Annotated in this window: 22 protein-coding genes; 2 read left to right on the forward strand and 20 right to left on the reverse strand. The window is 70.8% G+C overall.

Annotation, left to right across the window (positions count from 1 at the left end; all coding sequences use genetic code 11):
• Positions 1-53: 53 nt before the first annotated feature.
• The 4 genes from pyrH to AC3CBB_RS07320 form a co-directional block, all read right to left on the reverse strand.
• On the reverse strand, positions 54-773 hold the full coding sequence (gene pyrH / locus AC3CBB_RS07305) for a UMP kinase (RefSeq protein ID WP_488626507.1): 720 nt from the start codon (positions 771-773) through the stop codon (positions 54-56).
• Between the two features lie 156 nt (positions 774-929).
• Positions 930-1,760 (reverse strand): translation elongation factor Ts, encoded by an 831-nt coding sequence (gene tsf / locus AC3CBB_RS07310; RefSeq protein ID WP_123504926.1) that lies wholly within the window; start codon positions 1,758-1,760, stop codon positions 930-932.
• A gap of 45 nt (positions 1,761-1,805) precedes the next feature.
• Positions 1,806-2,822 carry a 30S ribosomal protein S2 gene (gene rpsB / locus AC3CBB_RS07315; protein ID WP_488626508.1) on the reverse strand — a complete coding sequence of 339 codons (1,017 nt, stop codon included), beginning with the start codon at positions 2,820-2,822 and terminating at the stop codon, positions 1,806-1,808.
• Between the two features lie 200 nt (positions 2,823-3,022).
• Complete coding sequence (locus AC3CBB_RS07320; RefSeq protein ID WP_123505186.1) at positions 3,023-4,480, reverse strand: sugar porter family MFS transporter; 1,458 nt, start codon at positions 4,478-4,480, stop codon at positions 3,023-3,025.
• 147 nt (positions 4,481-4,627) lie between these two features.
• Here AC3CBB_RS07320 and AC3CBB_RS07325 point away from each other — a divergent pair, with 147 nt between their 5' ends.
• Positions 4,628-5,341: a M23 family metallopeptidase gene (locus tag AC3CBB_RS07325; RefSeq protein WP_488626509.1), complete on the forward strand. Its 714-nt coding sequence runs from the start codon at positions 4,628-4,630 to the stop codon at positions 5,339-5,341.
• 27 nt (positions 5,342-5,368) lie between these two features.
• On the opposite strand, the gene AC3CBB_RS07330 is transcribed toward AC3CBB_RS07325, so the two are convergent.
• From AC3CBB_RS07330 to AC3CBB_RS07370, 9 genes are all read right to left on the reverse strand, one after another.
• Positions 5,369-6,292, reverse strand: coding sequence for a tyrosine recombinase XerC (locus AC3CBB_RS07330; RefSeq protein ID WP_233579804.1), 924 nt, complete (start codon positions 6,290-6,292; stop codon positions 5,369-5,371).
• Positions 6,293-6,379: 87 nt separating this feature from the next.
• On the reverse strand, positions 6,380-7,666 hold the full coding sequence (dprA, locus tag AC3CBB_RS07335; RefSeq protein WP_488626510.1) for a DNA-processing protein DprA: 1,287 nt from the start codon (positions 7,664-7,666) through the stop codon (positions 6,380-6,382).
• 17 nt (positions 7,667-7,683) lie between these two features.
• Positions 7,684-9,219 carry a YifB family Mg chelatase-like AAA ATPase gene (locus AC3CBB_RS07340; protein ID WP_488626511.1) on the reverse strand — a complete coding sequence of 512 codons (1,536 nt, stop codon included), beginning with the start codon at positions 9,217-9,219 and terminating at the stop codon, positions 7,684-7,686.
• Entirely contained in the window at positions 9,216-9,608 is a 393-nt protein-coding gene (locus AC3CBB_RS07345; protein ID WP_488626512.1) for a YraN family protein, read from the reverse strand. Before AC3CBB_RS07345 ends, AC3CBB_RS07340 begins: the two co-directional genes overlap by 4 nt.
• Positions 9,609-9,726: 118 nt before the next feature.
• On the reverse strand, positions 9,727-10,050 hold the full coding sequence (locus AC3CBB_RS07350; protein ID WP_123504931.1) for a DUF2469 family protein: 324 nt from the start codon (positions 10,048-10,050) through the stop codon (positions 9,727-9,729).
• A gap of 17 nt (positions 10,051-10,067) precedes the next feature.
• Entirely contained in the window at positions 10,068-10,706 is a 639-nt protein-coding gene (gene rnhB / locus AC3CBB_RS07355; protein WP_123504932.1) for a ribonuclease HII, read from the reverse strand.
• Positions 10,703-11,527, reverse strand: a complete 825-nt coding sequence (gene lepB, locus AC3CBB_RS07360; protein ID WP_488626513.1) for a signal peptidase I — start codon at positions 11,525-11,527, stop codon at positions 10,703-10,705. Before lepB ends, rnhB begins: the two co-directional genes overlap by 4 nt.
• A 67-nt stretch (positions 11,528-11,594) precedes the next feature.
• Positions 11,595-11,945 carry a 50S ribosomal protein L19 gene (rplS, locus tag AC3CBB_RS07365; protein ID WP_123504933.1) on the reverse strand — a complete coding sequence of 117 codons (351 nt, stop codon included), beginning with the start codon at positions 11,943-11,945 and terminating at the stop codon, positions 11,595-11,597.
• Between the two features lie 224 nt (positions 11,946-12,169).
• Complete coding sequence (locus AC3CBB_RS07370; RefSeq protein WP_488626514.1) at positions 12,170-12,682, reverse strand: hypothetical protein; 513 nt, start codon at positions 12,680-12,682, stop codon at positions 12,170-12,172.
• Positions 12,683-12,720: 38 nt separating this feature from the next.
• Between AC3CBB_RS07370 and map the strand changes: the two genes are divergently transcribed.
• The gene (gene map, locus AC3CBB_RS07375; protein WP_488626515.1) at positions 12,721-13,488 is read left to right on the forward strand and encodes a type I methionyl aminopeptidase; all 768 of its coding nucleotides are present in this window, start codon (positions 12,721-12,723) and stop codon (positions 13,486-13,488) included.
• Positions 13,489-13,531: 43 nt separating this feature from the next.
• Here map and trmD read toward each other — a convergent pair whose 3' ends face one another.
• The 7 genes from trmD to AC3CBB_RS07410 form a co-directional block, all read right to left on the reverse strand.
• Positions 13,532-14,236 (reverse strand): tRNA (guanosine(37)-N1)-methyltransferase TrmD, encoded by a 705-nt coding sequence (gene trmD / locus AC3CBB_RS07380; RefSeq protein ID WP_123504936.1) that lies wholly within the window; start codon positions 14,234-14,236, stop codon positions 13,532-13,534.
• Positions 14,237-14,243: 7 nt separating this feature from the next.
• Positions 14,244-14,915: a ribosome maturation factor RimM gene (rimM, locus tag AC3CBB_RS07385; protein WP_123505190.1), complete on the reverse strand. Its 672-nt coding sequence runs from the start codon at positions 14,913-14,915 to the stop codon at positions 14,244-14,246.
• The gene (locus tag AC3CBB_RS07390; RefSeq protein ID WP_123504937.1) at positions 14,893-15,129 is read right to left on the reverse strand and encodes an RNA-binding protein; all 237 of its coding nucleotides are present in this window, start codon (positions 15,127-15,129) and stop codon (positions 14,893-14,895) included. The genes rimM and AC3CBB_RS07390 overlap by 23 nt, the downstream gene beginning before the upstream one ends.
• A gap of 3 nt (positions 15,130-15,132) precedes the next feature.
• On the reverse strand, positions 15,133-15,558 hold the full coding sequence (gene rpsP / locus AC3CBB_RS07395; RefSeq protein WP_123504938.1) for a 30S ribosomal protein S16: 426 nt from the start codon (positions 15,556-15,558) through the stop codon (positions 15,133-15,135).
• A 152-nt stretch (positions 15,559-15,710) separates the two neighbouring features.
• Positions 15,711-16,199 (reverse strand): ArsR/SmtB family transcription factor, encoded by a 489-nt coding sequence (locus AC3CBB_RS07400; protein ID WP_488626516.1) that lies wholly within the window; start codon positions 16,197-16,199, stop codon positions 15,711-15,713.
• 214 nt (positions 16,200-16,413) lie between these two features.
• On the reverse strand, positions 16,414-18,510 hold the full coding sequence (locus tag AC3CBB_RS07405; protein WP_488626517.1) for an FAD-dependent oxidoreductase: 2,097 nt from the start codon (positions 18,508-18,510) through the stop codon (positions 16,414-16,416).
• On the reverse strand, positions 18,491-19,324 hold the full coding sequence (locus AC3CBB_RS07410) for an SDR family oxidoreductase (protein WP_488626518.1): 834 nt from the start codon (positions 19,322-19,324) through the stop codon (positions 18,491-18,493). The genes AC3CBB_RS07405 and AC3CBB_RS07410 overlap by 20 nt, the downstream gene beginning before the upstream one ends.
• Positions 19,325-19,335: the final 11 nt, after the last annotated feature.

Raw genomic sequence — 19,335 nt, forward strand, 5'->3', positions numbered from 1 at the left:
CGATGCTCGACCTGCGCCCCGCCGCCGGTCGGGAGTTCGCGCCCCGTCGCCACTCAGTTGCTGACGAGGGTGCCGATGGCCTCGCCGCGGATGGCGCGGGCCACGTTGTTGTCGCCCTCCATGCCGAACACGCGCATGGGCATGCCGTTGTCCATGCAGAGGCTGAAGGCGGTCGAGTCGACGACCTTGAGGCCCTTCACGAGGGCGTCCTGGTAGGTGAGGGTGTCGTACTTCGTGGCCGTCGGATCGGTGCGCGGGTCGGCCGAGTAGACGCCGTCGACGCCGTTCTTCGCGACGAGCACCTCGGTGGCACCGATCTCGAGCGCCCGCTGCGCGGAGACCGTGTCGGTCGAGAAGTAGGGCAGGCCCGCGCCGGCGCCGAAGATGACGATGCGGCCCTTCTCGAGGTGGCGGCCGGCGCGGCGCGGAATGTACGGCTCGGCGACCTGGGTCATCGCGATGGCCGACTGCACGCGGGTGGAGGCGCCGGTCTGCTCGAGGAAGTCCTGCAGGGCGAGGGCGTTCATGACGGTGCCCAGCATGCCCATGTAGTCGGCGCGGCCTCGGTCCATGCCGCGCTGGCTGAGCTCCGCGCCGCGGAAGAAGTTGCCGCCGCCGACCACGATCGCGACCTCGACGTCGGCCGAGGCCTCGGCGATCTCGTTGGCCAGCGCGCTGACGACGTCGGGGTTGACACCCAGGGATCCGCCCCCGAACGCTTCGCCCGACAGCTTCAGGAGAACTCGGCGGCGGGCGGTCTTCGGTGTCTTCATCGTGTTCTCCCTCGGTGATGGCTCATGTCAGCGTAGCCAGAAATCAGAGTGCGGGCGGGCGCAGGAACGAAGCGCCCGTCGCCGTGCGTCGAATCGTCTGCGCGCGCGCAGATGGGGCCCGAGACGATCGCTCGTCTCGGGCCCCATCGGGTGGTGCTACGCGCCGACCTTGATCCGGGCGAAGCCCTGGACGGTCATGCCGGCCTCGGCGAGGACCTTCTCGACGGACAGCTTGCTGTCCTTCGCGTAGGCCTGGTCGAGCAGGGCGATTTCTTTGAAGAAGCCCGTGAGGCGTCCCTCGATGATCTTGGGCAGAGCCGCTTCGGGCTTGCCCTCGTTCTTCGCGGTCTCCTCGACGATGGCGCGCTCGCGAGCGACCTCCTCGGCCGGGACCTCGTCGCGGCTCAGGTACTTCGGGTCGGCGAACGCGATGTGCTGAGCGATCGAGCGAGCCGTCTCGGCGTCGCCGCCGGTGTAGCCCACGACCACGCCGACCTGCGGGGGCAGGTCTTTCGAGGTCTTGTGCAGGTAGACGGCGAACTCGGAGCCCGGGACCGTGGCGACCGTGCGGAGCTCGACCTTCTCGCCGAGAAGAGCGGCCTCCTGGTCGACGAACGCGGCGACCGTCTGGTCGCCCGAGACGATCGCGGCGTTGCCGGTCTCGGCGTCGTCGGCGCCCGAGGCGGCGACGGTGTCGAGGACGGTCTCGGCCAGCGCCACGAACTTGTCGTTCTTCGCGACGAAGTCGGTCTCGCTGGCGAGCTCGATGATCGTCGCGGTGTCCGCGCCGACCTTCGCGGTGACGAGGCCGGCGGTGGTCGTGCGACCCTCGCGCTTGGCGACGCCCTTCAGACCCTTGACGCGCAGGATCTCGATCGCCTTCTCGAGGTCGCCCTCGGCTTCGACGAGCGCGTTCTTGGAGTCGAGCATGCCCGCGCCGAGACGGTCGCGGAGGACCTTGACGTCGGCGAGTGAGTAGTTGGCCATTGATGTGCCCTTTCGTGAATCAGGCGTGCTGAGAAGGTGGAGAGGTTACTTCTTGGCGGCGGCGGCGTCGACAGCGGCAGCGTCGGCGTCAACGGCGTTGGCGACCTCGGGGTCGGCCTCGGCGACCGGGTTGGCGACGGGCTCGCCCAGTGCCTTGTCGGCGACCTGAGCGTCGGCGTCGTTCTCCTCGGTCGGCTCGGGAGCGGCCTCGGCGGCGGGCGCCTCGGCAGCGGCGGGCTCGGCCGCGGGGGTCTCAGCCGCCGGAGTCTCAGCAGCAGGGGTCTCAGCAGCGGGAGCCTCGGTCGACTGAGCGAGAAGCTCGGCCTCCCACTCGGCCAGCGGCTCGACGGGCGCAGCGCCCTCTTCGGGCTTCTGGTGGCGCTGGATGAGGCCCTCCGCGGCGGCGTCGGCGACGATGCGCGTCAGCAGGCCGACGGAGCGGATCGCGTCGTCGTTGCCCGGGATCGGGAACTGGATCTCGTCGGGGTCGCAGTTCGTGTCGAGGATGCCAATGACCGGGATGCCCAGCTTCTTGGCCTCGTCGATCGCGAGGTGCTCCTTCTTGGTGTCGACAACCCAGAGAGCCGAAGGGGTCTTCGTGAGGTTGCGGATACCGCCGAGCGTCTTGTGCAGCTTGTCGAGCTCGCGCTTCTTGATCAGGAGCTCTTTCTTGGTGAAGCCCTGAGTCGTGTCGTCGAAGTCGATCTCTTCCAGCTCCTTCATGCGAGCGAGTCGCTTGGAGACGGTCTGGAAGTTGGTGAGGAGGCCGCCGAGCCAGCGCTGGTTGACGAACGGCTGGCCGACGCGGATGGCCTGCTCGGAGATCGAGCCCTGAGCCTGCTTCTTGGTGCCGACGAAGAGGATGGTGCCGCCGTGGGCGACGGTCTCCTTGACGAAGTCGTAGGCCTGGTCGATGTAGCCGAGCGACTGCTGCAGGTCGATGATGTGGATGCCGGAGCGCTCGGCGAGGATGAAGCGCTTGACCTTCGGATTCCAGCGACGGGTCTGGTGTCCGAAGTGGACGCCGCTGTCGAGCAGCTGGCGAATGGTGACGACGGCCATGGCCGTTCTCCTGTTCTACGCACGCGAACGCGCACGTCTTCTCGGTTGGATGGACGACCGGTCGGTCGCCTCTGCCTGATGCCCGGGCTCGTACCCGCCTTGCGTGGCAAGGACCGAATGGGTGGAGTCACCGCGGTCGAGGACCGCTAGGGCATGCGAAGTCACCCCGCGAACGGAGTGCGTGCCAACAATAGCACTCGCTAGGCGGAAGCACCCACCGCCTCGGAGCCCATCTCCTCGAGCGAGCGGCCCTTCGTCTCCTTGATCTTGAAGAACACGAAGAGGATCGACAGGAAGGCGAAGAAGGCGAAGATCCCGTACGAGAGCGTGAGGCTCAGTGCGGCCAGCGCCGGGAACGCGACGGTCACGACGAAGTTCGCGATCCAGTTGAAGCTGGAGCCGATGCCGAGGGCGGCCGCGCGGATGTTCGACGGGAACATCTCGCCGAGCAGGACCCACATGAGCGGGCCCCAGGTGGCGCCGAACGAGATGACGAAGAGGTTCGCCGCGACGAGGGCGATAGGGCCCCAGGCGCCGGGCAGCTGCGGGTTGCCGTCGACGACGTTGGACTGGCTGAACGAGATGGCCATGAACGCCAGGCTCACCGTCATGCCGATCGATCCGACCAGGAGCATGGGGCGGCGGCCGACCTTGTCGACGAGCGCGATCGCGATGAAGGTGACGGCCACGTTGACCACGGCGGTGATCGTCGAGATGAGGAACGACTGGTCTTCCTTAAAGCCAACGGCCTGCCAGAGCGTGGTCGAGTAGTAGAAGATCACGTTGATGCCGACGAACTGCTGCAGGATCGCCAGGATGATGCCGACCCAGACGATGCCCTGCAGGCCGAAGACCGGTCCGCGCACGCTCGACTTCTTGGTGAGCTGGGCCTCCTTCTTGATGGCGTCCTCGATGTCGTGGAGGTTCGTCTCGATCGTCTCGGTCGGGACGATCTGCTTCAGCACGTCGCGCGCCTCGTCGCGACGGCCCTCGCCCGCGAGGTAGCGCGGCGACTCGGGCAGGCGGAGTGCGAGAATGCCGTAGACCACCGACGGGACGACGCCGACGAGGAACATCCAGCGCCAGGCGGGGAACGGGCCGATCATGGCGTCGGCTGAGCCGGCGGTGACGGCGAAGAGCTGGTCGGAGAGCAGAGCGGCGAAGATGCCGAGCGTGATGGCGAGCTGCTGGAACGAGCCCAGGCGGCCGCGGATGCTCTTGGGCGAGACCTCCGAGATGTATGCCGGCGCGATGACCGACGCGATGCCGATGCCGAGACCGCCGACCAGGCGCCAGATGATGAAGTCCCACGTGGCGAAGGCGAGTCCGGCGAAGATCGAGCTGATCAGGAAGAGGCCCGAGGCGATGAGCATGACGCGGATGCGGCCCCAGCGGTCGGCGAAGCGGCCGCCCAGGTAGGCGCCGACCGCGCAGCCGATCAGCGCTGACGCGACCGTGATGCCCGAGGCGGCCTCGGGGATGTCGAACTCCTTGGTGATGGAGTTGACCGCGCCGTTGATGACCGACGAGTCGAATCCGAACAGGAATCCGCCGATGGCCGCTACGACCGCGAGAGCGGTGACCCTCCGGTCGAGCCGTCTGGCTTCGTCGGTCTTCGGTTCTGTCGTCTTGTCTGACACTGTTCTTCTACTTTCCATCGGCGACGGCATGCTTTGTCGTCGACCCTCTGTGAGGAAGGCAGCGACTCATGATCGCCGCCTCCCCAGGTGCGGCATGCACGAGTCGTTGTGCACAGATCGACCCTACGCCCGTTGCAGAGTGCATCGCCACGCGATCCTGGGCGTGTGAGACCGATCCTCGTCGTGCCGCGTGCTGCGGCGCTGCTCGTCGCCGCGCTGCGGGCCGCAGCGCTGCGGGCCGCCGCGCTGCGGGCCGCCGCGCTGCCGGAGGGGGCGTTACTGGCCGGAGTGCTGCTCGTGGGGGCGCCGGGCGCCGCCGCGGCGCGCGAGGAGGCGGGGTCGCCGTGGTCGTGGCCCGTTCCTGCGCCCCATCCGGTCCTGACGGGGTTCGAGGCGCCGACCGAGGTCTGGTCGCCCGGGCACCGCGGCATCGACGTCGGGGCCGCGATCGGCGCCGTCGTGCTCGCACCCGAGTCGGGCGTCGTGCACTACGCCGGGGTGGTCGTCGACCGTCCGGTGCTGTCGATCGAGCATCCGGGCGGCGTGCTGTCGAGCTTCGAGCCGGTCGTCGCGACCGTGGCCCGCGGCGACTCCGTGCAACGAGGTCAGCCGGTGGGCGTGGTCGAGGCCGGGCACTGCGCCGACGCGATCCCGTGCGTGCACGTGGGCGCACGGGTCGACGGGGCGTACGTGTCGCCGCTGGTCTTCTTCGGCGGGGTGCCGCGCGCCGTGCTGCTGCCGACGCGGCCGCTGGCCGGTGTGGCTGCGGGTCCTCTGGCGAGGACGCCCGGGCGCCCCGCAAGGAGATCCGCCGCGACGCGCAAGCCCAAGAAGGATCTCGGGCTCGAGCTGCGAGCGCCACGAGGACGCCCGGGCTGACTGTCCTTGCGAAGCTCGGGCATGCGGTCAGGCGCGCGGGTGAGCCGTCCGGTAGCTCTCGCGCAGCCGCTCCGTGGAGACGTGCGTGTAGATCTGCGTGGTGCCCAGGCTGGCGTGGCCGAGGAGTTCCTGCACCGCCCTCAGGTCGGCTCCCCCGTCGAGCAGGTGGGTCGCGGCGGTGTGCCGGAGCGCGTGCGGACCCGCGGGGCCCGACCCCGGCAGCGGCTCGAGCAGCCGGGCCACCAGCGAGTAGACCGCCCGCGTGCCGAGCCGTCGACCCGACCTCCCGACGAAGAAGGGCGCAGGAACTCCGCCGCCGCCGCCCACCAGCTTCGGCCGGGCGCGGTCGACGTACTCCCCCAGCGCCGCCGCTGCCGGCACTCCGAACGGGACCACCCGCTGCTTCGACCCCTTGCCGACGACCCGCACCGTGAGCCGTTCGAGGTCGATGTCGCCGAGGTCGGTGCCGACCAGCTCGGCCACGCGCAGCCCTGCGCCGTACAGCAGCTCGATGACGGCGAGGTCGCGCACAGCGCCCGGGTCTCCGGTGTCGGCGAGAGTCGCCAGCGAGGTCAGGATGCCGTCCATCTGCTCGCGGGTGAGGACGCGCGGCAGGTGGCTCTCGGCCTTGGGAGCGCGAAGCCGCACTCCGACATCGGTCGGGGTCGCACCCGACTCGTGCAGCCGCCGCGTGAACGCGCGCGCCGACGCCGACCGGCGGGAGATCGTCGCCCGCGCCAGCCCCTGCTGCGTCGACTGCCACAGCCAGTCGCGGAGCGTGTCGAGGTCGAGCCCGGACGTCTCGGGCTCGCCGTCGACGCGGCCGCGGACGAAGGCCAGGAGCGACTCGAGGTCGGAGCCGTACGCGCGGACGGTGTGCTCGCTCAGCCCGCGGCCGTGGCGAAGCCAGGCGAGGAAGGCGTCGATGTCGCGGACGAGGGTGGCGGGCACGGTCAAGGGTAGGCACGGCGGCGGCCGGGCGCGGCGCGGCGCGCCACGGCCGCGGGCGCACCGGGGCGGTCCCGGCGCGCCGTCGACTCACACGACGGCGACCCACCCCCGATCGCGCTCGCGGGCGCGGCCCGTCAGCTCGAGGACCGCCAGGGTGGCGCGGGCCTCGCTCTCGCCGAGACCCGCCGACAGGGCCACTTCGGCCTCGGTGCGCGGCCGTCGCGGACTCAGCGCGTCGAGCACCCGCACCTCGACGGGGTGCGGTCGCCCCTCGCCGGTGCCCAGGTGGTCGGCCCCGCCGGTGTCGAGGGCCGGGCGCAGGAGCCCGACGACGTCGTGCACTCCCCCGATCAGCCGGACCTCGGGCTCGCCCAGCAGACGGTGGCACCCCGCCGACGACGGCGACGTGATGGGCCCCGGCACCGCGCCGAGCGGACGCCCCAGCCCGCGAGCGTGGGTCGCCGTGTTCAACGCGCCCGACCGCTCGCCGGCCTCGACGACGACCGTGGCGCCCGTTCCTGCCGCCAGAAGCCTGTTTCGCTGCAGGAACCGCCAGCGCGACGGACTCGTGCCGCACGGCACCTCCGCCACCACGGCTCCGCGGTCGACGACACGGGCCAGCAGCTCGGAGTGCCCGGCCGGGTAGAAGCGGTCGACCCCGCCGGCCATCACCGCGACGGTCGACCCCTCGGCGGCGAGGGCAGCGCGATGCGCGCTCCCGTCGATCCCGTAGGCGCCGCCCGAGTGGACGGCGATGCCGCGCGAGGCCAGCCCGTCGCCCAGCTCCAGCGCCACCTGCTCGCCGTAGCCCGACGAGGCCCGCGAGCCGACGATGGCCACCCCGGGCTCCGCGGTCAGCCGCGCCGGGTCACCCCGCACCCAGAGCGCCGCCGGCGCGTGCAGGCCGAGATCGGCGTACCCGGCGGGCCACGACTCGTCGCCCGGCACGAGCAGCTGCGCCCCGACCGAGCGCGCCGCTCGGATCGCGGCCCGGACGCGCGCCTCGGTCAAGCGCCCGACCCAGCGTCGCAGCGCCGCGTCGACGTCGACGCTCGCGGCCTCGGCCACGTGAGCGTCACGCAGCCGGGACCGGATCTGATCGGCCGAGAGCGTCAGGAGCGCCAGCGCTCCTTCGGCGCCGAACACCGTGCGGAACAGCCCCGCGACGCCGTCGCCCGGTTCGGCCAGGCACGACCAGATCGCTCCGGATATCGCCGCGGTCGGCTCGACCGCGCAGCCGTCGACGCGACCGAGCACCCGGGCAGCGGCTTGCGCATCGCCCGGCGACAGGATGCCGCTGATCGTGCCTGCACTGAGCAAGCCGGCACCGAGGGTGTCCCGCGCCGAACCTGCAGTGCCCTCTGCTGCGCTCACAGCGCCCTCCGCCGCATTCACAATGCCCTCCGGAGGGCCAGGGCGGCTCCCACGTGCTCGCGGGTCGGCCGCTCGGCGGCATCGAGGTCGGCGACCGTCCATGCGAGCCGAAGCACGCGGTCGTAGCCGCGCATCGTCAGCGCCCCGCCCTCGAGCGCCCGGTCGAGCACCTCGGTGTCGGCGGTCGCGAGGCGCAGGTCGCCCGACCGGAGCCGGCTGCCCGGCACCTCGGAGTTGAGCCGCCACGGCGTGCCCTCCCACCGGCGTCTCTGCCGATCGCGGGCGGCGACCACCCGTGATCGCGCCTCGGCGGTCGTGATCTGCCCGCCGAGCGGCTCGGTCGCCTGCCGGAACTGCGCCGAGTCGATCCGCGACACCCGCAGCTGGATGTCGATCCGGTCGATGAGCGGCCCCGACAGCTTGCCGAGGTAGCGCCGTCGCTGAAACGGCGAGCAGGAGCAGGCGACGTCGCGCGACCCGTACTCGCCGCACGGGCACGGGTTGGCGGCGAGCACCAGCTGGCACCGGGCCGGCCACGTGGCCGAGCCGTGGGTCCGTTGGATCACGATCGACCCGCTCTCGAGGGGCTGGCGCAGCCCGTCGAGCACGGCGGCCGCGAACTCCGGCGCCTCGTCGAGGAAGAGCACCCCGCCGGAAGCACGCGTCACGGCGCCGGGCCGCATGATGGCGTGCCCGCCGCCGACGAGGGCCGCGGCCGAGCACGAGTGGTGCGGGCTCTCGAACGGCGGGCGCCGCGACAGGAGCGCCTGCACCGGGAGCCCGCTCAGCGATCGTACCGACGAGACCTCGAGGGCCTGATCGATGTCGAGGTCGGGCAGGAGTCCCGGCAGCCGTGCCGCGAGCATCGTCTTGCCCGCGCCCGGCGGCCCGACCATGAGCATGTGGTGGCCGCCCGATGCCGCCACGATCATGCCCTCGACGGCCGCCCGGTTGCCGATCACGTCGGCCAGGTCGAGGTCGGCCTCGTCGACGGCCTCGGGCGCGGGCCGGGTCAGCGCCTCGACGGCTTCAGGCTCGAAGTCGCCGCCATGCCAGATCGCGGCGTCGCGGAGGCTCGCGACCCCGACCACGCGGACGTCGGGCACCAGTGACGCCTCGTCGACGTTCGCGGACGGCACCATGACGGTCGTCGCCCCGGCCCGGGCGGCGCCGAGCACGCTCGGCAGGATGCCGTCGACCGGCCGAAGCCGTCCGTCGAGGCCGAGCTCGCCGATGTGGACCACCGACCGGATCGACGCGGCGCCCACGAGGTCGCCGGCCGCGAGGGCTGCCACGGCGATCGACAGGTCGAACGACGATCCGTGCTTGCGGAGCGACGCGGGCGACATGTTCACGGTCAGCTTGCGCGACGGCAGCGGGCATCCCGAGTTGGCAGCGGCCGCCCGGACCCGGTCGCGGGCCTCGCCGAGCGATGCGTCCGGCAGCCCGATCAGCAGGAACCCCGGCAGGCCGTCGCTGATGTCGGCCTCGACCTCGACGATCGCACCGTGGAGCCCCTGGAGGGCGATGGCCTGGGTGCGTGCCACGCTCATGCGACGTTCTCGAGGTGCTCGACGGTGGGCGGGGCAGTTCCTGCGGCGACCGTCACTGCCACCGCGTCCACGCGCAGACGCGAGCCCTCGCGCGGGTTCTCGCGCGCCCAGGCCCCCGCGAGGCGTCGCAGCCGCGCCAGCTTCGTCGGCGTCACCGACTCGAACGGATGCCCAGCCGCATGGCTCGACCGCGTCTTCACCTCGACGACGACCACCCAGTCGTCGTCGGCGACGACGATGTCGATCTCGCCCTCGGGGCACCGCCAGTTGCGCGCCAGCACCCGGTAGCCGCACTCGCGCAGGTACTCGGCGGCGATCTCCTCGCCGGCAGCGCCCAGTTCGAGCCTGCTGCCCCTGTCGGGACTGCTGTGTGTTCTGTCTTCTGTCATCACGACCTCCTCGTACGAGGATCGTGAATCGCAGGAACTCCCCGCGGCCGCCGGTCACATCTGTGGACAGACCATCGGCCAGGGCCCGCCTGTGGAGAACACCCCGCAGGTGGTCGCCCTACTCGTCGAGCGCGAGCTCTTTCGGAAGCTCCAGGTCGCGCGTGGTCAGCTCTTCGACGTTGACGTCTTTGAAGGTGAGCACGCGCACCGATTTGACGAAGCGGTCGGACCGGTAGACGTCCCACACCCAGACGTCGGTCATCGTGAGCTCGAAGTAGAAGTCGTGCTCGGTGTCGCGGCGGACGAGGTCGACCTCGTTGGCCAGGTAGAAGCGTCGCTCGGTCTCGATCACGTAGCGGAACTGCGACACGACGTCGCGGTACTCGCGGTAGAGGGCAAGCTCGACCTCGCGGTCGTAGTCGTCGAAATCGTCGTCGTCCATCGAGCGGCTATCTTACGTCAATGCAGCCAGGAGAGGCGGTGCAGCGGCGAGGGGCCGTGCGCCTCGAGACCGGCGTAGTGGGCCGCCGAGCCGTAGCCCTTGTTCGCCGTCCACGAGTAGCCCGGGTGGACGTCGTCGTAGCCGATCATGAGCCGGTCGCGGTGCACCTTGGCGATCACCGACGCGGCGGCGACGGACGCGCAGTCGCGGTCGGCTTTGATGCGAGTGACGATGCGCGGCGGCGTCAGGAGCGCCGGCGTGAGGTAGTCGTGGCTCCCGTCCAGCACGACGACCGAGTCGAGGATCCCGACGCCGAGCCCGTGGAGCTGCGCCAGAGCCCGCCTGCCCGCCAGACCGAGGGCGGCGATGATGCCGACGGAGTCGACCTCGGCCGCCTCGGCCAGGCCGACCGCCGACGCCTCGCACCACTGGGCGGCGAGGGGCGCCATCGCCTCCCGGCGCTTCTCGCTGAGCATCTTGCTGTCGCGCAGGCCCTCGGGGTGCGGCCCGCAGGTGATGCGCACAGCGCTGATGCCGACGGCGACCGGACCGGCGATGGCCCCGCGACCCACCTCGTCGCAGCCGAGCACCCAGACGGCGCCGTCGTCGTGCAGCTCGCGCTCGAAGTCGAGCGTCGGATCGGCGACCGGGGTCACTTGGTGCTCGAGTCCGTTCCGCGGAACACGTCGGGGTAGTCGTCGAGCCAGGTCCAGCGGCTGAGGGGCCACGTGATGATGAAGGCGCGGCCGACGACGTCGGACTCCGGCACGAAGCCCTTGGACGGCGTGTTCGTCTGAAGGCGGCTGTCGGCCGAGTTGTAGCGGTTGTCGCCCTCGACCCAGAGCGAGCCGGCGGGGACGGTCACCGAGAAGTCCTTCTCGGACTCGCGGGAGATGCCGGCGGGGAGCTTCGTGTACGGCGCGTCGAGGGGCACGCCGTTGACGGTCATCTGACCGAAGTCGTTGCAGCAGGCCACCTTGTCGCCGGGCAGGCCGATGACGCGCTTGACGAGGTGGTCGTCGCTGTCCTGCGTGCCGAGGCCGACCTGGGTCAGGAACCACTGGAAGCCGTCGACCACGGGGTTGCCGGTCGTCGACGAGACCTGGTCGCTCGTCGAGAGCCACCCGCCCGGGTCTTTGAAGACGATGATGTCGCCGCGCTTCAGCGGGACGACGTTCGGGACGAGCTCGTTGACGATGATGCGGTCGTTGATCTGGAGCGTGTTCTCCATGGACGCCGACGGGATGTAGAACGAGCGGACCAGGAAGGTCTTGATCAGGAACGAGATCAGGAGGGCCGCGAGAAAGATGATGACGATGTCGCGAAGGAAGCGGCCCATGCCGCCCGGACGCCTGACGGTCTCGCCGCCCTCGCCGTCGGGAGCACGGCGTCGCCCGCGGACGGGCGACGATCCGTCGGCGGTCTGCATCTGCAGCCCCCGCCGCAGGCTGCGCATGAACGTGCTGTTATCTGTCATAAATCACCGAACTCCCCGCCCAAATGTACTGGACGGGGAGCTCGAAGTTCGGCAAAGCGCTGAACGACTAGTTGTCGCGCTTCTCCTTGATCTTGGCCTTCTTGCCGCGCAGCTCGCGCAGGTAATAGAGCTTCGCGCGGCGCACGGCGCCGCGGCTGACGAGCTCGATGTGGTCGATGACTGGGGAGTGCACGGGGAAGGTGCGCTCGACGCCGACCTGGAAGCTGACCTTGCGGACCGTGAAGGTCTCGCGGACGCTGTCGCCCTGGCGGCCGATGACGACGCCCTGGAACACCTGGACGCGCGAGCGCGTGCCCTCGATGATGTTCACGTGGACCTTGACGGTGTCGCCGGCACGGAAGTCGGGGACATCGCTGCGAAGCGACGCTGCATCCAGACTCTGGAGGATGTGGCTCATGATGGTTCGCTCTCTCGGGCCGCCACAGGTCGACCGCGGTTTCGGGTCCCGGCGCACGGTGATCGTGCGGGAACGCTTCGTGGAAGATCGTGCCTCGTGATGGCCGACTCCCCTGTGGCAGAGTCGTGCGCGGGCACAAACGCCTATTGTGCCACAGACCGCGGTCCTGGCGCCAGGTGACACCGTGGCCTCGAGGTCGCCGCCGCCCCAGGGACGCCGATGCCTCAGGAGTGCGGGCCGACCGTCACCGTGCGGTCGGGGTCGAGCGCTGCGGTGGTCGACACGAACCCCTGACGGAGCGCGCGCACGGAGCGACGCACGCTGACGGCGATCAGGACGGCGAGGGCGACCACGGTGAGCATGATCGCCGCGGCCGCCAGCACGCTCGACAGCGTCGACGCCCCGGCGCCGGCGAAGACGGTGAACGCCGAAGCGGCGGTGCGCCCGGCCGCGGAGTCGACGAGGAAGAAACCGGCGGCGAGCTGACCGATCCAGGCTACGGCGAGCAGCCCGGAATCGCTCCAGGAGACCGAGCGGGTGCGGCGATTGGTGCCGCGGAGGGTGACCAGAGCCGTCGCGACGGCCTGGCCGACGAACAGGACGGGCACGAACAGGAGCTGGGCGAAGAACTGGAAGCCGAGGGGCGCCCCGAAGAAGCCGCGCCCGAACAGCACCCACAGCGGCAACGCGAAAGCCGCGATCCACGACACGCGATACAGCACTCTGCGAAGCCTCATGCAGTGGAGCCTAGGCACCGACGGTGAAGAATGACTGCATGATCGATCTACGCACCCCGGGAGAAATCGAAGCGATGAGGCCCGCCGGGCGGTTCGTCGCGTCCGTTCTGGAGGCCACCCGGGCGGCAGCTGTCCCCGGAGCCAATCTCCTCGAGATCGACGCTCTCGCGCACCGCATGATCCGGGACGCCGGGGCGGAGAGCTGCTATGTCGACTATCACCCGTCGTTCGGCGCCAGCCCGTTCGGCAAGGTCATCTGCACCTCCGTCAACGACGCCGTGCTGCACGGGCTCCCCCATGACTACGCCCTGCAGACGGGCGACCTCCTCAGCCTCGACTTCGCCGCCAGAGTCGACGGCTGGGTCTCGGACAGCGCCGTGAGCCTCGTGGTGGGCGGTGAGGGTTCACCCGAGGATGTCGCGCTCATCGCGACGGTCGAGGAGGCGCTGGTCCGAGGGGTCGCCGCCGCCCAGCCCGGCGGCCGGCTCGGCGACATCAGCGCCGCGATCGGCGAGGTCGCCCACGCCGCGGGTTACTCGGTCAACCTGCAGTTCGGCGGCCACGGAGTCGGGACCGAGATGCACGGAGACCCGCACGTGCCCAACGACGGTCGAGCCGGCCGTGGCTTCCCGCTCCGCCCGGGCCTGGTCATCGCGATCGAGCCGTGGCTGATGCAGTCGACCGACGAGATCTACACCGACGCCGACGGCTGGACGCTCCGCAGCGTCGACGGCTCGCGCACGGCGCACGTCGAGCACACCGTGGTCATCACCGCCGACGGTCCCCTGGTGCTGACTGCCCGCTAGGAGGCGGCGCCGCCAGGCGACCGGCGAATCCGTCGCTCCGAGGTCACGCCTCGGCGTCGGGAAGCAGGTCGGGCCGCACCCGGCGCGTGCGCTCCACCTGCTGCTCGTGGCGCCACGTCGCGATAGCCCCGTGATTCCCGCTGAGCAGGATCAGCGGAACCTCGTGCCCCCGCCAGACGGCCGGCTTGGTGTAGCTCGGGTACTCGAGCAGGCCGCCCTCGTGGCTCTCCTCCGTGAGGCTCTCCGGGTTGCCGACGACACCCGGCACGAGTCGCCCGATGGCCTCGATCATTGCCATGGCCGCGACCTCGCCGCCGTTCAGAACGTAGTCGCCGAGGCTGACCTCGCGGACCGTCACACCCGGCCTGGTCGCCGCGTGGTCGATGACGCGCTGGTCGATGCCCTCGTAGCGCCCGCACGTGAAGACGAGACGAGGCGCGAGCGCGAGCTCGCGGGCCTGCGCCTGCGTGAACGGCGTGCCCGCCGGCGACGGCACGACCACCACGGTGCCCTCGGGCGTTCCGTCGAGGATCGCGTCGAGCGCCTCGCCCCAGGGCTCCGGCTTCATCACCATGCCGGCACCGCCGCCGTAGGGCGTGTCGTCGACGGTGCGATGCCGGTCGTGAGTGTGGTCGCGCAGATCGTGGACCTGCACGTCGAGGAGCCTCTGCTGCCGGGCCCTACCGAGCAGCGAGACGTCGAGCACGCCGAAGAACTCGGGGAAGATCGAGACGATGTCGATGCGCACCGAGGGCCTACTCGGACGTCTCGTCAGGCTTCGGGTCACGAGCCGCGGGCGCAGGAACTGCCGTCGCGGGCACCTCTGCATCGGCAGGCTCGTCGTCGTCGAGGCTTTCGAACAGGCCGAGCGGAGGCGTCACAGTGACCGTGCCCGCCGCGAGATCGACGCTCGGGACGATCGCGGAGACGAACGGCACGAGCACCTCGCCCGAAGGTGTGTCGACGGCCAGGAGGTCCTGGGCCGGGAGGTGGTCGACGCGGGCGATGGTGCCGACCTCGGATCCGTCGCGGACGACGGAGAGGCCGATCAGCTGGTGGTCGAACCACGCATCGGGCTCGTCGCTGACCTCGACGCCCTCGTGCTCGACCCAGAGGATCGCCTTCACGAGCGTCTCGGCCGCGGTGCGGTCGTCGACGCCGACGAAGAAGCCGACAGGGTGCGAGTTGTACCAGCGGAGTTCAACGAGCTCGAGGGTCTTGCCGTGCCAGGGTGAATCGTTCGGCACCTGCAGGGCGAAGACGGCCCCGGGGACGAATCGCTTCTTGGGAGCGTCGGTGTAGAGCTCGACCTTGAGAGCGCCTTTGAGGCCGTGAGCCTTGGTCAGACGGCCGACGCGGAGCCGCGTCTGGCCGTCGCCAGGAGTGGAGCTGTCGGACACCGAATCAGAAATCGGTGTCGACGACATCGACGCGGACACGCTTGCCGTCGGCGATCGCCGTGACAAGGGTGCGCAGCGCCTTGGCGGTGCGCCCGGAGCGTCCGATGACGCGTCCGAGGTCTTCAGGGTGGACCCGGACCTCGAGCACGTCGCCGCGCTGCGAGGTCTTCGAGACCACCTGCACCTCGTCCGGGTGATCGACGATCCCCCGGACGAGGTGTTCGAGTGCAGGTGCGAGCACTGACTACGCCTCGGTCGACTCGTCGGCAGCGGCGTCGTCGGCAGCGGGAGCCTCGGCGGCGGGCGCCTCGGCGACCTTCTCCGTCTTGGGCTTGAGGACGGGCTTCTTTTTCTCGTCGGCGACGAAGGCCTCCTTGGGGGCCTTGGTCTTGACGGTCGAGACGGCGTCCTTGTCGCCCTTGAACTGACCCCAGTCGCCGGTCAGCTTCAGGAGGGCGGCGACCTGCTCGGTCGGCTGAGCGCCGACGCCGAGCCAGTACTGGGCGCGAGCCGAGTCGACCTCGATGACCGAGGGCTCTTCGGTGGGGTGGTACTTGCCGATCTCTTCGATCACGCGGCCGTCGCGCTTGGTGCGCGAGTCGGCGACGACGATGCGGTAGTACGGGGCGCGAATCTTACCGAGACGCTTGAGGCGGATCTTGACGGACACAATTCTCCTGTGGCAGTGATTTGAGGCGAGTTGCTAGCCGTGAGCGTGGGGGCACACTCGGCTCGAAAGCTCTAAGGGGTCATGCGTGCCACCTGATTAGAGGGTCGGGTGGCCGCTGACTCGACCTCTCATTGTTGCAGACTGGTGCCCATTCAGCCAATCATCCGCTGGCCCGTGTCGGGATCGATGCCCTCGTCCCTCAAGATCCGGTCGATCGCGTCCGCTGCGTCCGCCGGCCTCCGGCTCGCACGCCGCCGTGGCCACAGCGCCTCCGCCGGTTCGAACGCTCCCGTGTAGCCTCCGCCCTCTCGTCTCGCCCACGCGGCGCGGAGACCGGCCACGGCCGCCTCGAGGCGGCCGATGGCGTCGTCGTCCAGACGGTAGAGGCGCTGCGGCCAGGCGTCGCGGACTCGAACGAATCCGGCTCCGTGCAAGATCTTGAGGTGCTTGCTGACCGCGGGCCACCCGAATCCGAAAATGTGCTGCACCCTCTCGGCGAGGTACAACGACGCGCACTCCTCCGATGCCAGGACAGCGAGCAGATACCGGCGAACCGGGTGCCCCATGACGTCGAATGCGTTCGCGGCATCGACGAGCCACGGCGCGGGCGGCGCCTCAGGAGTCGCAGGAGTGAGCGGCATGCGTCGATTCTTCCTCGAGGTGACTCTGCCCGACGGCTGTCCACACGAATCCAGCCCCCCGAAGCCCCTGTGGAGAACCGTCGCCGATCGCACACGCATCGCCCGGCCCTGTCGGTTCCCCTCCGGAAGACTTTCCCCGCGCGTGAATTCACGCCCAGGGAAAGCGGCCGAAAAGGAAACCCCGGGGGGCAGGCGGGCGGGTGGGGAGCCCGCGTCAGGGGGCGATGGCGCGCGACGCGGACAGCCCCTCGGAGGTCGCCCGGACGGCGTCGACGGCGCGGGCGTCGAGGGCGCCGCCGATGACGGTGTGCTCGATGGCGGCCGCCGCGAGTTCCTGCGCCAGGGACGAGACGGATTCTTGGCCGGCGCAGACGATCACCGTGTCGGCCGGGATGGCGGTGACCCGGCCGGCGTCGTCGACGACGTCGAGGAAGCCCGGGCGGATCTCGCGGTAGTCGACGTGGTCGACGAAGCGCACGCCGGCGGAGCGGAGGCGGCCGACGGCGACCCAGCGGGAGGTGACGCCGATGCCGCTGCCGAATCTGCCGGAGCGCGACACGAGGGTCACGTCGGCGCCGGGGCGGGGCGGGTGCGGGCGGAGCGCGGGGCGGCGCTGCGGGCGGTCGGACTCCGCGGATCCTGCGCGGGGTAGGCCGTGGTCGGCCACGAACGACGCCGCGCGGTCGGCCTCGCGGCCGGACTCGACGAGGAAGGCGGCTGTGTCGACGCCGATGCCTCCGGAGCCGATGAGCGCGACGGTGCCGCCCGGCACGCCGTGGCGGAGCGCCTGCTCGTAGGTGAGGACGTGCGGCAGGTCGACTCCGGGCACGTCGATGCGGCGCGGCTCGACGCCGGTGGCGACGACGACATGGTCGAAGCCCGCAAGATCGGCGGCGGTGACGCGGCGTCCGACGTGGACAGCCGCGCCGAGGGCCAGGAGGGCGGAGTGCCAGGCCTGGACGGGGCCGGCGTAGTCCTCCTTGCCGGGGATGGTCGCGGCGAGGTCGAACTGACCGCCGAGCGCGTCGCGGGCCTCGAAGACGGTGACCGGATTGCCGCGCTTGGCCAGGTCTACGGCGGCGGCGAGGCCGGCGGGGCCGGCTCCGACGACGGCGACGCTGCGGCGGACTGCCGAGAGCACGGTCGGGAACTCGAGCTCGCGGGCGGCGCGCGGGTTGACGAGGCAGGAGACCGGCCTGCCGAAGAGGGAGCGGTCGATGCAGGCCTGGTTGCAGCCGATGCAGGTCGTGACCGCCGCGAAGTCTCCCGCCGTGCTCTTGGCGACGATGTCGGGGTCGGCCAGGAACGGGCGGGCCATCGCGACGGCGTCGATGAGCCCGCCGGCGAGGACGTCTTCGGCGTCGCGGAGGTCGGTGAGGCGGTTGCTCGCGATGACGGCTACGTCGGGGCGGCTCGAGGCGCGGACGACGCCGGCGATGCGCCGGGCGAAGGGCACCCAGACGCCGTGCGGCACGGCGGACTGGACGGTGGGGACGCGCGACTCGTGCCAGCCGACGCCGATGCTGATCGCGTCGGCACCGGACTCGACGAGGTCGCGGACCAGGGCGTCGACGTCGCCGGGAGTCGACGAGCCGGGCATCAGGTCGTCGCCTGAGACGCGGACGCTGACGGGGATCCCCGCCTGGCGGACGGCGCGCAGAACCTCGACGGCGAATCGACGCCGGCGCTGGGAGTCTCCGCCCCACGCGTCGTCGCGCAGGTTGGTGAGCGGCGAGCAGAACTGGTTGATCAGGTAGCCCTCGGAGGCCATGATCTCGACGGCGTCGAATCCGGCGGCGGCGGCGGAGGACGCGGCACGGCCGAACGAGGCGATGGTCGCGAGGACGCCGGCCTCGTCGAGCTCGAGCGGAACGGCTCCGCGGGCGCCGCGCCACGCTACGGCCGAGGGCGCGACGGCCTGCTGGGGGCGGCCAGACTCGTCGAGGAGGCCATGCGTGAGCGCGTAGCGGCCGGCGTGGAACAGCTGCGCGGCGACGAGTCCGCCGGCGTCGTGGACGGCGGCCACCGCGGTGCGGAGCCGCTCGTCGGCGGCCGGGTCGCCGAGCATCGCGTAGTCGTCGCCCCCGCGGCCCGCATGATCGACGGCCAGGCCGCCGGTGATGATGAGGCCCGCACCGCCTTCGACGCGCTCCCGGTAGAACTGCGCAAGCGCCGCTCCCCCGTCGTCGCGGACCTCGAGGCCGGTGTGCATGCTGCCCATGACGACGCGGTGCGGCACCTCGAGCGGTCCGAGGCGCCACGGCCGCATGGTCAGCGGGAGCGTCTGCGCGCTAGGAGGCGTCGGAGGCACCCAGCACCGCGTCCCGCAGCGGACTCGTCGTGTCGACCCAGAACGGCGGGGCGATCACGGTCAGCCCGCCGTCGACCGACAGGGTCTGGCCCGTGATGTAGCCGGCCTTCTCGGAGAGCAGGAAGTCGACCGCGTCGGCGACATCGTCGGCGGTGCCCTTGCGCTGCAGCGGGATCTTCTCGACCACGCTCTCGATCGGCGCCATGCCGGGCACCGAGTTGTAGAAGTAGTCGAGCGAGTCGGTGTCGATGAGCCCGCCGTTGACGGCGTTGACCGTGATGCCGCGAGGGCCGAACTCTGTCGCCATGAACTTCACGTACGCCTCGACCGCGGCCTTGGCAGCGCCGAGGGACGCGTAGGTCGGGAACGCGCGGAGCGATCCGTAGCTCGTGATGGCCACGATGCGGCCGCCGTTCGGCATCAGGGCCTCGGCCGCCTGCGCACCCAGGACGAACGAGCGGATGTTCGTCGCGTAGTTGCGGTCGAGGTGGTGCAGCTTCAGCTCGGAGACCGGCTTGAAGGCCGACGCCGCCGCGCTGGCGATGAACATGTCGAGCTTGCCGTAGGTCGTCTCGACGAGCTCGAAGACCGCCTCGATCGACTCGGGCTGCTCGACGTCCAGCTGCGCCGTGATGCCGTCGGCACCGAGCGCGCGGATCTCCGCGAGCGTGCCCTCGGCCATCTCGGCGTTCTTCTTGTAGGTCACGACGACGTCGACGCCGCGGCTCGCCAGCTTGAGGGCGAGCACCTTGCCGATGCCGCGCGAGGCCCCGGTGATCAGAGCGACAGGACGGGTGGGGGTTTCGGAAGCCAACTTCGGCCTTT

It is taken from the genome of Frondihabitans sp. OV104, from assembly GCF_057787745.1.

Excerpts from the sequence above, each read along its gene's own strand:
- pyrH (WP_488626507.1), bottom strand. The coding sequence starts at position 773 with ATGAAGACACCGAAGACCGCCCGCCGCCGAGTTCTCCTGAAGCTGTCG.
- tsf (WP_123504926.1), bottom strand. The coding sequence starts at position 1,760 with ATGGCCAACTACTCACTCGCCGACGTCAAGGTCCTCCGCGACCGTCTC.
- rpsB (WP_488626508.1), bottom strand. The coding sequence starts at position 2,822 with ATGGCCGTCGTCACCATTCGCCAGCTGCTCGACAGCGGCGTCCACTTC.
- AC3CBB_RS07320 (WP_123505186.1), bottom strand. The coding sequence starts at position 4,480 with ATGGAAAGTAGAAGAACAGTGTCAGACAAGACGACAGAACCGAAGACC.
- AC3CBB_RS07340 (WP_488626511.1), bottom strand. The coding sequence starts at position 9,219 with ATGAGCGTGGCACGCACCCAGGCCATCGCCCTCCAGGGGCTCCACGGT.
- AC3CBB_RS07345 (WP_488626512.1), bottom strand. The coding sequence starts at position 9,608 with ATGACAGAAGACAGAACACACAGCAGTCCCGACAGGGGCAGCAGGCTC.
- AC3CBB_RS07350 (WP_123504931.1), bottom strand. The coding sequence starts at position 10,050 with ATGGACGACGACGATTTCGACGACTACGACCGCGAGGTCGAGCTTGCC.
- lepB (WP_488626513.1), bottom strand. The coding sequence starts at position 11,527 with ATGACAGATAACAGCACGTTCATGCGCAGCCTGCGGCGGGGGCTGCAG.
- rplS (WP_123504933.1), bottom strand. The coding sequence starts at position 11,945 with ATGAGCCACATCCTCCAGAGTCTGGATGCAGCGTCGCTTCGCAGCGAT.
- AC3CBB_RS07370 (WP_488626514.1), bottom strand. The coding sequence starts at position 12,682 with ATGAGGCTTCGCAGAGTGCTGTATCGCGTGTCGTGGATCGCGGCTTTC.
- map (WP_488626515.1), top strand. The coding sequence starts at position 12,721 with ATGATCGATCTACGCACCCCGGGAGAAATCGAAGCGATGAGGCCCGCC.
- rimM (WP_123505190.1), bottom strand. The coding sequence starts at position 14,915 with ATGTCGTCGACACCGATTTCTGATTCGGTGTCCGACAGCTCCACTCCT.
- AC3CBB_RS07400 (WP_488626516.1), bottom strand. The coding sequence starts at position 16,199 with ATGCCGCTCACTCCTGCGACTCCTGAGGCGCCGCCCGCGCCGTGGCTC.